Source organism: Sulfolobus islandicus Y.N.15.51, assembly GCF_000022485.1.
GTDB lineage: Archaea > Thermoproteota > Thermoprotei_A > Sulfolobales > Sulfolobaceae > Saccharolobus > Saccharolobus islandicus.
This window is the reverse complement of sequence record NC_012623.1, coordinates 2,722,091-2,734,345: the sequence shown is the minus strand read 5'-3', so window position 1 is coordinate 2,734,345 and position 12,255 is coordinate 2,722,091. Positions and strand designations below refer to the sequence as shown.

General features: G+C 34.1%; 11 protein-coding genes and 2 pseudogenes. 6 read left to right on the top strand and 7 right to left on the bottom strand.

What is annotated here, in order from left to right:
* The first annotated feature begins 1 nt into the window (after position 1).
* Entirely contained in the window at positions 2 to 685 is a 684-nt protein-coding gene (tpiA, locus tag YN1551_RS14800) for a triose-phosphate isomerase (RefSeq protein ID WP_012714661.1), read from the top strand.
* A 322-nt stretch (positions 686 to 1,007) separates the two neighbouring features.
* On the opposite strand, the gene YN1551_RS14795 is transcribed toward tpiA, so the two are convergent.
* Positions 1,008 to 1,334, bottom strand: coding sequence for a hypothetical protein (locus tag YN1551_RS14795; RefSeq protein ID WP_012716870.1), 327 nt, complete (start codon positions 1,332 to 1,334; stop codon positions 1,008 to 1,010).
* 257 nt (positions 1,335 to 1,591) lie between these two features.
* Between YN1551_RS14795 and YN1551_RS14790 the strand changes: the two genes are divergently transcribed.
* Complete coding sequence (locus tag YN1551_RS14790) at positions 1,592 to 2,083, top strand: EVE domain-containing protein (RefSeq protein WP_012712628.1); 492 nt, start codon at positions 1,592 to 1,594, stop codon at positions 2,081 to 2,083.
* Here YN1551_RS14790 and YN1551_RS14785 read toward each other — a convergent pair.
* The 4 genes and pseudogenes from YN1551_RS14785 to YN1551_RS16900 form a co-directional block, all read right to left on the bottom strand.
* Entirely contained in the window at positions 2,073 to 2,429 is a 357-nt protein-coding gene (locus YN1551_RS14785) for a hypothetical protein (RefSeq protein WP_012718233.1), read from the bottom strand. The genes YN1551_RS14790 and YN1551_RS14785 overlap by 11 nt on opposite strands.
* 78 nt (positions 2,430 to 2,507) lie before the next feature.
* A complete protein-coding gene (locus YN1551_RS14780) occupies positions 2,508 to 3,662 on the bottom strand; it encodes a pyridoxal-phosphate-dependent aminotransferase family protein (protein ID WP_012718232.1) in 1,155 nt (384 codons plus the stop codon).
* 10 nt (positions 3,663 to 3,672) lie between these two features.
* Positions 3,673 to 4,350: a thiaminase II gene (gene tenA, locus YN1551_RS14775; RefSeq protein WP_012718231.1), complete on the bottom strand. Its 678-nt coding sequence runs from the start codon at positions 4,348 to 4,350 to the stop codon at positions 3,673 to 3,675.
* A 140-nt stretch (positions 4,351 to 4,490) separates the two neighbouring features.
* Positions 4,491 to 4,598: pseudogene (locus YN1551_RS16900) on the bottom strand (IS5/IS1182 family transposase); the annotation flags it as partial.
* A 294-nt stretch (positions 4,599 to 4,892) separates the two neighbouring features.
* Here YN1551_RS16900 and YN1551_RS14765 point away from each other — a divergent pair.
* Entirely contained in the window at positions 4,893 to 6,053 is a 1,161-nt protein-coding gene (locus YN1551_RS14765) for an IS110 family RNA-guided transposase (RefSeq protein ID WP_012715521.1), read from the top strand.
* On the opposite strand, the pseudogene YN1551_RS18140 reads toward YN1551_RS14765, so the two are convergent.
* Positions 6,042 to 6,164 (bottom strand): annotated as a pseudogene (locus tag YN1551_RS18140) (IS5/IS1182 family transposase); the annotation flags it as partial. The gene YN1551_RS14765 and the pseudogene YN1551_RS18140 overlap by 12 nt on opposite strands.
* A 262-nt stretch (positions 6,165 to 6,426) precedes the next feature.
* On the opposite strand from YN1551_RS18140, the gene YN1551_RS14760 reads away from it, so the two are divergent.
* From YN1551_RS14760 to YN1551_RS14750, 3 genes are read left to right on the top strand one after another with little or no spacing between them, the layout of a single operon-like run.
* The gene (locus tag YN1551_RS14760) at positions 6,427 to 7,137 is read left to right on the top strand and encodes a protein-L-isoaspartate O-methyltransferase family protein (protein WP_012718230.1); all 711 of its coding nucleotides are present in this window, start codon (positions 6,427 to 6,429) and stop codon (positions 7,135 to 7,137) included.
* A 46-nt stretch (positions 7,138 to 7,183) separates the two neighbouring features.
* Positions 7,184 to 7,912, top strand: coding sequence for an ABC transporter ATP-binding protein (locus YN1551_RS14755; protein ID WP_012718229.1), 729 nt, complete (start codon positions 7,184 to 7,186; stop codon positions 7,910 to 7,912).
* Positions 7,909 to 9,270 (top strand): hypothetical protein, encoded by a 1,362-nt coding sequence (locus YN1551_RS14750; protein ID WP_012718228.1) that lies wholly within the window; start codon positions 7,909 to 7,911, stop codon positions 9,268 to 9,270. Before YN1551_RS14755 ends, YN1551_RS14750 begins: the two co-directional genes overlap by 4 nt.
* 1 nt (position 9,271) lies before the next feature.
* On the opposite strand, the gene YN1551_RS14745 is transcribed toward YN1551_RS14750, so the two are convergent.
* Positions 9,272 to 12,232 carry a hypothetical protein gene (locus tag YN1551_RS14745; RefSeq protein ID WP_012718227.1) on the bottom strand — a complete coding sequence of 987 codons (2,961 nt, stop codon included), beginning with the start codon at positions 12,230 to 12,232 and terminating at the stop codon, positions 9,272 to 9,274.
* Positions 12,233 to 12,255 lie beyond the last annotated feature (23 nt).

The window sequence follows — 12,255 nt, the reverse complement described above, 5'->3', positions numbered from 1 at the left end:
TGTGAAACCCCCTATTATTGTGATAAACTTTAAGGCCTACGAAAACTCCTTTGGTAATAAGGCAATTGAGTTAGGTAAAAAGATAGAAAAAATAAGTAAGGAGCATTCAGTTGAAATAATATTATCAGTACCAGCTACTATGATCTACAGAATGGTCCAAGAGGTAGATTTACCAATTTATGCTGAACATGTAGATCCAGTTCCTCTAGGCGCTTATACGGGAGCCGTATTACCAGAAATGATAAAAGATGCAGATGCTAAAGGGACATTGATAAATCACAGTGAGAGACGTCTAAGGGCTGATGAAATAGATGATGTATTAAAAAGAACTAGGAAATTAGGTTTGAGTAGTATACTATGCGTTGACAGATATGAGTTAGTCTATCCCTTTAGTTTACTAAGGCCTGATGCAATTTTGATAGAGCCTCCAGAATTGATAGGAACCGGTATCTCAGTGTCTAAAGCCAAACCCGAGGTAATAACAAAAGCCGTGGATGAGATAAGAAAGTCTGAGGGGATCTATTTAATAGCGGGTGCTGGAATTACAACCGGTGAGGACGTTTATAAAGCGTTAAAGCTCGGAGCTCATGGAATAGGTGTAGCAAGTGCAGTCATGAAGGCTAAAGAACCTGAGAAAGTTGTTGAAGATTTTATCACAAGTGCATTGAAGGCTATCTCTTCTTAGCTACTTTTAATAAATATATGTCTGGAGAACCATGCCTACATATGTTTTTATTTCATTCTCCTCAAAACACAATTAATGAGAAATATGTGTAAACATAGATTAATGCATAAAATAGAATATATTCTTTAATTTCCATACAAATTCTTCTATAGTTATTAAATTAATTATCAGAATTTTACTAATTAATCTTAGCAATCTATTACCATTGAAGCTTAAATAGTGTTTAATGGGGAAGGGGGAGGCGAATGTTTCCTTCTATGAGGGCAGTTCACTATTCAACTCTAATTCTCGACTATAATTTTCTTTTACAAATTGTCTAATTTTATTTAAATAATATCTCATAGAGTTTATATACGGGTGATTCTCTTCTGTACTCATTTTTAACTATTTCCTCCATTCTTTTTATTCCAACCAAAGAGTATAAGGATGATAAAATAAGAAATGCCGATACTATTTCACTTTCTCCTGAAACGTCATTTACTATTTCATCATACTTCAACACGTTAATGAATATTTTGTTATTCCTATAAATTGCAAGTTCATTTATATTTTCCAATGCTATTTCTGTAACATTTTTTCTAACACCATATTTGTTAAGGAGTCCATTCAGAGTATCTTTAACACAAGACGTATCTTTACAACCTATCATTATTTCTAACCAACATGTGATATCACTCTCTATGTTTATAGCTTTTTCCTTCCAACCAAATTAATGTCCTCTTAGTGACATAATAATTGCTATAGTGCTTAAGATGATACCTAAGATTGATAAGGAGATTGCGATATAAGAGACAAGTTGAACCTTGTTCACTAAGTATAAATCTGTAAACTCTACTTAAAAGTTCTCCCTTTTGGTATTATTACGTAATTATAGGAGTTGTTGTATAAGGCAATGCTTTTTATCAAGTGTTTAGTAAATCTTATATTCTCAAAATACTATTGCATTCTGTGACCTACTGGTTAGTACCAATACAAGAGGACATGTGGGATATAATTAGAGATAAGGGAGTCTATGGTTACAAAGAAAATCTAGAGGAATACATAAAAGAAGGCGACTACATTATTATATACGTTAGTAAGTACTATGCTAAAAGATATGGGGGAAAGATTGTAGGTATAGTAAAAGTGCTTTCAAACTGGTATGAGGATCAGACACCAATATATCCAGAGGAGACAGTAAGGAATAAGGGAATATACGTTTATAGAGTTAAAGTAGAACCTGTTGTAATTGGAGAGTGTGATATGAAAAAAATTTTAGATAAGATAAGATTTATTGAAGATAAAGGGCAGATAGCTAAATACCTTAGAAATGCCCCTGCAAACCTCAAGAGGCCTATTCCGGAAAGCGATGCTAAAATAGTGGAAGAGTGTCTTAAGGAATCATTACTTAATATCTGATAACATTGCTTACTTCCTCTAATAACGTTCTGATAGATTCGTAAAGTCTAGATACTAAAGTGTTAACTACTACTTTATAAATAAAGAATATTACGTACCTTATATTTATGATTAAGAGCAGCCTTTTAGCCAATTTCTGCTGGTATTGAATCATTCTTCTTAATCTTTTATCTAATATATTATTCTTTATATCTCTCACGAAGTTTAATAGTTCTCTTAATCCCTCTTTTAATGACTTTAAATTTCTAGAATTAAGCTTCGTTATAATATTTTGGTAAGTCTTTTTGATAATCTCGTATTCCAGTATATCGTTAAATGTAACATCGTTACTATTAGCATTAGTCATATTTATAATATTATATGGTATTATCTTAAAAACTGAGAGTGATGATATTTTCGGGGATTTAGATTTGATGATATACTTTCAGCGGGCTGATGACAAGACTTCTTCTACAGCCTTTACCCCTTCACCAAACCTTATTGGTTCACCTAATCTCCTTAGGGTTCTCTCAATAACACTTATTGCTACTATCGCATCATTAGGGGTAACCCAGCCCATATGACCTATTCTAAAATATTTGAATGCTGGATGAACACCTGGGGCAAACTCTACACCCTCGTTAACAGTCTCCGCGAGAACCTTTTGCGGTTCAATAGTCTTTAGAAGTACTCCAGTTACAGTATTACTATAGGACTCTGGTCTCCTAGCTACTACGTCTAATCCTAATGCTTTTAAACCAGCTCTAATTGCACTAGCTACTGTTGCGTGTCTTTTTATTCGATTTTCTATACCTTCCTTCTCTATCAGTCTAAAGGCTTCAGCTAACTGTAAAATTACATGAACTGGTGGGGTAGCAAAGTATGCATCTTTATCCTCTTCAACCGCTCTCATAACTGGTAACCAATTCTTTAAATTCAAATAATATCCAGCAATTGAGTCTTGTGAATCTAATATTGATACGGCCTTAGGAGAAAGTAATAATAAGCCTAAACCAGCTGAGGAACCTAACGCCTTTTGACTGGCTGACAAGTAAACGTCAACGTTCCATTCTTCAGCTTTAACTTCCTCAGCCCCAACACTTGATACTCCATCTACTGCTATCAATTCCACATATCTTCTAATCTTATTTATTACATCTTTTACGGGTTCTCTAACTCCAGTACTGGTCTCTACGTGAGTTAGTGTTATTAACTTATAGTTGTCTTTTCTAACCTCTTCCTCTACTTCCTCTGGTTTAACGTAACCTCCTGGAGAAGGTCTTAATACCTTTACATTAACTGGATATCTCTTGAATATTTGCTCCCACCTATCACCAAAGACACCATTAGAAACCACTAGTATTTTATCATTAGGTTTGAGTAATGACGTGATGCTTTCCATAGCGGAGGTACCGCTTCCGGGGATTATTAATGGCTGATAACTCTTGCTTGACCCCATTACGTATCTTAATCCTTTTAACGAATATGAGAGTGCCTCTACAAATTCTTTAGACGTAAAACCAACGTTGTTTTCAAGCCCTGCTATTAAAACATCCTCCTTGATAGTAGTAGGACCTACATGAAGTAGCAGTTTATCCATAAAAGGTAAGTTAGTTACACTCCTTTATTTTTTTCTGTAGGAAAGGAAACCTCTCTAATCTATACGCAGAGTCCCAAAACATATATTCGTATATAGATGCAGTTCTAAAATGAATCTTCATCTTATTAAATTCCTCTTCACTAACTTTCAGACCATTCACAATACCCAATACTGCCCTAACTCCCCTTTCGTAATCCTCTCCACCATAAGTTTCTATCCATTTTTGATAATATTTATCCCTAGATCCTTTTTTGAGCAATTCCTTTCCAACTTCCATATATATCCAATAGCAAGGTAATACTGCAGATATTACTTCATGAAAAGGTCTGGAATAAGCCACAGCAAGTAAGTAAGATGTATAAGCTAGATTAGTCGGACTCATTTCATAATCTTCCACATCCAAATTGAATTCACTTATGTAAAATTTATGTAACGCCTTTTCTACCTTTATGGCATCTTGTATGTGTATAGCAAACAATAAAGCATTTTCCTCATCTTCAGCCTTTGCCGATAATAAAGCCAAGGCCTTAGAGAACTCCCTTAAATACAGATAATCTTGAATGATATAGTACTCGAATTTATTTCTACTTAGGGTTCCTTCAACCAGTTCAAGAATAAATGGGTGTTTAAGGATTGAAGAGTAAATATCTTTGATAGAATTCCACAACTTTTCACTATTTTCCATCATAAAGGAAATAGCATATGCCTATTATTTAAATTTTCAGGGTCGAGATGCTTTGTTGATCTCTTCAATTTATTTCATAAGCATGAAATGATACACTGAGAATTTTTCAGTAATTAATATTTATTTCAACGTTATTCGCAAGCTCACACCCTAATACCCGGAGCTCTACCGACTACAGAATTAGCCAAGTGGACCATCCATGCGTAAGCCCAGAACTTGAGCTTAGCCTCAACCACTTGCCCTAAAAAACTCCTACGGGGCAATCCACGCAAAACAAGAGAACGAATAAAACCAAGTATTACAAGAGAAAAGGAAATAAACAAGTAAGGAGAAAAACAACATAAGCTCATAGAAAACATGGGGATAAAACCCCATCTACAAGGCTAGCTGTGAAGCCCCTAGAACGATCTAACAAGAGGGGATAAAAACCCCCGAGTAGGAGGTTGTAACAAAATACTCTAGGGGCTGAAACACTTAACACTATGCAAAGAAAACAAGGTATTATGAGAACAAAAAATATCTCGAGAAACGCGTAATACACAAGCATGGAATTAAAAGTTACAAACAAGGCCTTCGCAATTGATATTTCACAAAGCAAACTAACAGCAGCAAAGGGAGAACTAGTAGTAGAACAAGAAAAATCAGCAGTATACGTCAAGGAGGTAAAGGAATTCAACCACGACAACGAGGGAATAGAGGAACTAATTAAATTCCTAGGAGAATATAAGGAAGGAATAATAGAGGCAACTGGAATATATTACTTCTACCTACACGAAAAACTAACGGAAAAAGGATACAAGGTAACAGTAATAAACCCACTACACCTAACAGAAATACTAGGGAAAAAGACAGACAAACTCGACGCACAAAGGTTACTAGTAGCACACATGACCGGAGTAATCAAGGGATCATACATACCAACAGGAGAAATAATGGAGCTAAGAGAACTAACGAGATATAGGGAAAGCTTAGTAGAGAAGACAACACAAGTAAAGAACGAGATAAGGAAAATATTAGAATTCGCGGGATATAAAATACAACCATTCGACAAGAAGGGAAGAAAACTACTTGAAAAGCTAGTAAAGGGGGAGGGACTAAGCAAGGAAGAGAAGGAGGAACTAAAAGAAAAACTAGGGAGAAACTTAAACGACGCGGAAAAACTAGCGTTAAAACAATTAGTTGAACTGTTAAAAAACTTGGAGAAAATGATTAAGGAGGTTGAGGATATGATAATTTCCAAGATTCCAAAACCAGTAATTGAGTTGAGTAAGATCCCCGGGATTGGTTTGATTAGTGCTGCAACTATTTACGCTGAGTTCGGTGATGTTTCCCGTTTTTCCAGTTCTAAGGCTGCTAGGGCTTATGCAAGCTTTGCACCCAAAACTAAGCAGAGTGGTGATAGCGAGTCTCACTCCGGTATGATTAGGGGTAATAAGTATTTGCGTAGAGCTCTCTACTTGGTTGCCAAGGTTGCTAGGGGTCTTGAGCCTTTTAAAGGGTATTATGAGAGGCTTATTGCTAGGGGGAAGAGTGTTACTCAAGCTACTTGTGCTCTTGCCGGAAAGCTTGCAAGCATTTGTTATCATGTTATAAAGGACGGTGTTTACAAGGGAGTTGTCAAGAAGAGTTTTAGGATTCCTAGGGGTAAGGAAGTTAATGTCAAGGACTTCGACGTGGGAGACGCGCTAGACTCGTTATCCCCATAGGTTTGTTAGAGGCGTCAGCATGTAGTGCCTTGTAGCCCTAACAGATTCCCCAAAAGTACGCTTCACGGCAGAGAATAAGGACTCAATCCTCCACCTGACACCATAACCCTGGGTCGAGATGTTTTGTTGAATCCTTCAACTTTCTTAGATATTTGACTCGTTAATTTTTCTTAAATTCAAAATCAAGTGTTGATTAAAAAGTAAATTTTAGATTAGTTTTGATAAAAATTGAAGAAATTCACAAAGTAGGATCGAGAAGTCACTACACGCTTCGCCTCTAATAGACTTGAGTTTGCAACCGTAGGAGTATCTTCTTTTAGGTAGGGGTCTATCATCATATTTATTAAAAAATGTCTTCAAATAGTTAATAAGTATGGGTGCAAAAGAAGACTTATTAAGATCTATAAAAAATTCAAAGTTGGCTAATGCATTTATCAAAGTTAATAGAGAAGACTTTTTGCCGCAACTATTGAAAAAATACGCATATGAGCCAAATTATATAGATAAACCCTTTTATGTAACACCTAACATTACGACAACGGCGCTAAGTTTAGGCATATATATTCTTGATATTCTTAATTTAGAAGAAAATCAGAAGGTTTTAGAGATAGGTACTGGTATAGGTTATTACACAGCACTGATAGCTGAAGTAGTTGGTGAGAATAACATTGTATCTATCGAGATCGATGATACGATGTTTGAGTACGCTAAAAATGTTCTTCTGATCAGATACCCCCTAATTAAATTACTGAAGACGGATGGAAGTTTAGGATATGAGAAAGAGGCCCCTTATGATCGGATCGTAGTATGGGCAGCTGCACCAACTATACCTTGTAAGCTATACGATCAACTTAAGGAAAACGGGATCATGGTAGTACCAATAGGAGGTGAAAAAGCCCAAGGTCTTTATAGAATTACTAAAACTGGTTATGAGCCTAAGATAGAAAGAATTGGGGATGTGATATTTATGAAAATGAGAGGATTATTTGGATTTTATGATAATGACGATCCAAACGAGAGGAGAATAAAAAAATTAGAGGAAAAGGTAAATAGGTTGCTGTCAAAATTCATGAATCAAAATTAGCTTAAAGATTAAAGGTTAATAATAGTGTGATACGTTTATTTATATAATGCTCTTAAGTGTTAGAAACCTTACAGTGAAATATGGCTCTTTTATCGCAGTTAACTCGCTAAGTTTTTCTATAAACTCAGAAGTATATTGTCTTTTAGGTCCTAATGGAGCTGGGAAAAGCAGTACGTTGAAGGCCATAATGGATATGGTACCTTTTGTGGGTGGGATAGAAATCTTAGGAATTAGTAATAAGGACAAAATTGTGAAAAATTACGTTGGTTATGTCCCTGAACAACCAGCTCTTTATGAATACATGACACCGGCTGAGATAATAAGTTTCGTCTCAAGTTTAAGAGGAATTAAAGATGTGAACAGAATAAACGCGTTAATTAGGGCATTTTCCTTAGAAATGTTCATGAATACACCCATAGCCTCCTTATCTATAGGGAATAAACAAAAAGTTTCTATATTATTATCCTTAATTCATGAACCTAAATTATTAATCCTTGACGAACCTTTCAACGCGTTAGATGTTCTATCGGTTAGAGTCCTTAAGGAACTAATTCAGAATCATGTTAAGAATGGAGGTGGAGTATTGTTTTCCACGCATATAATGGAAGTCGCAGAAAAAATCTGTAATAGAATAGGTATAATGAATAGAGGAATAATGGTAATGGAGGCTTCTTCAGATAACATTAGAGAAGCCGGGAGATCTCTTGAAGACGTTTTCCTATCCGTTACTGGATTAGATGAGGAGATAAAGGATATACTGAAGGGATTGGAATGAGTAACGTAAAGATTCATGATGTGGTTTACAAGCAAATAATCTATTTAATGTATACAAGCAGGTCTTTTGGTTTATCACCTAAGCCAGATGCGATTAGCAAAATCAAGAGAAATGCAGTTACAATCAAGATAAGTAATATTATTGCATACACCATAGCAACCGTAGTTTCGGCATCTATCTCTATAATAAATAAAGATGCTCCTTTTTCCTTTATATTTCTAGATTTAATTATACTTGCCAATATTTTCACTACCGGATTGAATGTAATTTTCTTCGTAACAAATTATGATCTAAAAACTTTCTTACTATCGCTTCCTCTTACTGAGAGAGATATAAATATTGCTGTATTTAGAGGTATATTTGAATTTTTTTACTATGGTTTTTTAGCATCGATAGTAATTGCTCCTATTTCTACTTATATAATAACACTTTCTGTTTTACAAGCCCTTATGGCTGAACTTGAAATAGTATTTTTCTTTTCACTTTCCTTTGCGTTGGTAATACTCTTGGGGAAAAGAATAAGATTAGGAATAACTTCTGCGCTATTTAGGGTAGGAACATCGCTAATTTGGATAATATTTATAATACTACCTTACGGTTTTACCTTTAGATACCTAATTCTTCCCCCCTACATTTTACTGATCTTTCCTTTTGGTTTCTTAAATGTTGAGGGTCTTTTACTCTCCCTGCTTTACACTGGTCTTTCCATAGTCTTTGCATATAATCAAGCCTTGAAATTCTTATCATTTAGGGTTACTTCTCATTATTCTACAAAATATAGTATAAAATTGCAGTCTCCATTAATAACATATCTTCATAAAGATATCAAGGGTCTTCTTAGAGTGCCTCAAGCTAGTTTCTTACTAACCATACCCGTATTTGCATTCATTTTCTCGTTTTTTGTGCCCATTTATGCGATCTTTTATACAATCTTTATGATAACAACATCCTCAATAATGCTAATATTACTTGAAGCCTCTGGAATTCAACTATTACTATCCCTACCATCAGGGTTAAGAAGCTCTTATATTTCGAAACTATTAATTATTTTGATAATCTATCTGATAGATGTTCTAATCTTTTCATTTTTTAATCACGCTTATTTAAGTCTGATTATGTTACCGTCATTAATAGCTAGTGTGGAACTTAGTCTTTTCATATCGTATAATAATGTTATTAAAGGAAAAGGAATAATGATTGCGGATCCATTATCGCTACTAATAAGGGAAATAGAAATAAACTCAATTATAGGCGTAGCCGCTTTATTAGTATTCTTTGCTAACGTATATTACTCTCTAATTTTCTCAATTATCTCATTAATTATAATAAATATAGTAATATACAAAAAAGTTAAATAACTTAGAACTTTGGTCTGGATCTCCTTATAGTTAAGAGCAGTATTCCTCCAATGATAATTGCAATTACTATTACGATACTTCCTACAAAAGTCCCATTTAAGGTCTTTACCAAAGTCTCAGTTATTAGCTCATTTACAGTTATTGTCATACCATTACTAACGTTATAAGTGCCTATCCATTTGCCTTGTTCGTATATCGGTATAGAGTGGGTTAACGTTATCACACTTCCAGCTGGGAGCCATTCTGAACTCCCATTTATAGTTACAAAATATTCCTTTACTGGCTTAACATTAATATTAGTTGGTTGGATTACGTTTATTAGGTATGAAGTAGTGTTATAAAATATCCTTACATTATTGCTAATATTGACGTACTTAGGTATTAATATAGTTTGTCCAGCTGGTACCCATATTTCGCTTGTATTTACGGTTCTATTTGCTATTGTAATCAATACGGGTGTATTCACAGTAACTAAGTATTCTTTTATCGTGGTTACCTTTACAGTTATGCTTCTATTTACTGTAAAGTTAAATGGTACTATAGATAATATTACATATCTCGTATTGTTGGAAACGTAATATGACATGTTTATGAAAGAAATAAGCGTTCCGGTATTATACCACCCTGGACTAAAAGTAATTAAGGTTGAATTGATTAAGGCTTTAATTGGTATATTGGAAATTAAGTCTATATAATATTGTAGCACGTATTGTAGTTTTAATGAGATTGGCTCATTAATTATTATAACACTAACGGAAGTCGACTTTCCATTTAGACTAATACTAACTAAGTGTTGTCTTTCAGTTTGATTGATATACCAGGTCGAATATAGTTCAATTTCAGTACCGTTATTATACCATCCGTTACTTAGAGTGGCATTTTTACCGTTGAAGAATATGTAAACGGGATAGTTACTACTAATATTTAAGAAATACTGAGGTAGTGTAATTATAGTTACATTGATTGGTTGCAGTAATGTAAAGTTTGAGTAGGGTAAAACTTTTTCCATGAGAAGTCTTGCAGAACTATTTATGTAGTATGTGATATTCTCTATCTGTATTCTACTTCCAGCATTGAACCAAGAGTATTTTTGTAAAGTCTCGTTAGTACCATTGACTAATGCGTAAACTGGAATCTTGGAATAAACAGTTAGAGGATACTGCTTTACAGTTATGATTGATATTGTGACTGGATTTTCAACCGTAATATTTTTGGAAGGTAAAATAGCAATTATTATGTCTCTATATTCATTATTTGGCCCATAATATGTTATGTTTTCTACACTAATAGTTGTCCCTCTATTATACCAGTTACTAGTTAATGTATTGTTACTTCCATTAATGAGTGCATAAATGGGTATTTGTGATTTCACAACAATATAATATTGCACCAACTCATCTACAGTTATTGTATAAGACATGTTTACGAGGATTTTATTTGCGGGTAAAATCTTAGTAATTATCGCTCTAGTTTCATTACTCTGATAGAATGTTATGTTATAAATTTGTATAATAGTATTCTGATTATACCATCCTGAGAAAATAGTACTATTAGTACCATTTATTGAACCAAAAAGCGGGATTAATGAGTTAACGTGTACGTAATACTGCAAAATATAAGTTATGCTGAGATTAATAGGATTATTTAGTGTAAACTGACTCATTGGATATGGAAATACCATTATTCTCGAACTGTTAGGATAATATGTAAATGGGCTGATTGTAACTTTTATGGATGCGTTATACCACCCACTACTTAGAGTTGTATAAATTCCATTAATACTAGCGTTTACTGGGACGTTTATATTAATAAAATACTGAAGTTGATAGTATACTGTTAGATTGCCACTTCTATTTGCCAGAATTGGCGTAGAATTTAAACTAACAATCCTACTTAATCCATTTAAAACCATAGATGGTAAACTTATATTAGAATTAGAATCTACAAAAATCAAGGAAGGTAATCTCGCAGTCTCCTTAAAACTATCGTAAAAATACGTAACGTTTATTGGTATATTAAAACTGCCTCCAACCACCTTATATTTTAAGAATATCGGGTATAAATCGCCAGTTATAAAGTAATATCCATTTGACGTAGCATATGCTCCTACATAGGATAAATCATAAAAGGTATAGTTATTTGAGACTGAGTATGCTACCTCATTAGACGCTATACTTTGTGGAGGGGAGGTTAAATACATTTCATTAATACCTAAAGTGAAGCTTGTTGTTAAATATTGTAATCTATACACCACTCCGAGTTCACCTCCGAAATATGCTCTAAGGTGATACCATTCCGTCATTAATCCAGTTATGTAGCCATGTAAAAAGTTAAGATCTGTAACGATACTCGATGCACCATTGGTGTTAAAAGTCGCAACGGCTTTAGCACCAGTGCTATTATCATAGGCAGAAAGTACTATATTACCATTCGATATTTCAATTTCCAACGTTATCTCATCTCCATTATTCACATTTCCGTTAAAACTAAGCAAAACTGGTCCAATTACCGGATCCCCACTGCTATTCCAAACCATGTAGATCATATGGAATCCTGGGTCAAATGAACCATTTGTATAAGGCCAATTATAGGCTACACCAATTTGATACCACCAGTCATTGTTGGTTATTGCGTTTAGCAAATATGCCGGACCGTAACCAGAATCGCTGGTTTGCGAAATTACTTTTACATAAGCTATTAAATTTGTACTAACTGGATACGCATTTAATGTCATGAATATTTGCTCATCGTAGAAAGTTATCCCTGGGTCATTAGAATTTAACGGAGATAATGGCAAGGGTTTGGCGTTGCTATGATATACTGAGGTTAATGGGATAAGAGATATAATTAAAAGAATTGTTATGATAATTACTCTCCATTCCATATTTTTTGTCTTTATATAAAACTTTTTAAGTGTTTTTCCAACAGAACTTTCTTCAGTAGTACTATATATCAGAATCATAATATTTGTTAATTATCTTCATT

Coding starts and splice junctions, on each gene's coding strand:
- YN1551_RS14785 (WP_012718233.1), bottom strand. CDS start 2,429: ATGACTAATGCTAATAGTAACGATGTTACATTTAACGATATACTGGAA.
- YN1551_RS14745 (WP_012718227.1), bottom strand. CDS start 12,232: ATGATTCTGATATATAGTACTACTGAAGAAAGTTCTGTTGGAAAAACA.
- YN1551_RS14780 (WP_012718232.1), bottom strand. CDS start 3,662: ATGGATAAACTGCTACTTCATGTAGGTCCTACTACTATCAAGGAGGAT.
- YN1551_RS14795 (WP_012716870.1), bottom strand. CDS start 1,334: ATGATAGGTTGTAAAGATACGTCTTGTGTTAAAGATACTCTGAATGGA.
- YN1551_RS14760 (WP_012718230.1), top strand. CDS start 6,427: ATGGGTGCAAAAGAAGACTTATTAAGATCTATAAAAAATTCAAAGTTG.
- YN1551_RS14750 (WP_012718228.1), top strand. CDS start 7,909: ATGAGTAACGTAAAGATTCATGATGTGGTTTACAAGCAAATAATCTAT.
- YN1551_RS14755 (WP_012718229.1), top strand. CDS start 7,184: ATGCTCTTAAGTGTTAGAAACCTTACAGTGAAATATGGCTCTTTTATC.
- tenA (WP_012718231.1), bottom strand. CDS start 4,350: ATGATGGAAAATAGTGAAAAGTTGTGGAATTCTATCAAAGATATTTAC.
- YN1551_RS14765 (WP_012715521.1), top strand. CDS start 4,893: ATGGAATTAAAAGTTACAAACAAGGCCTTCGCAATTGATATTTCACAA.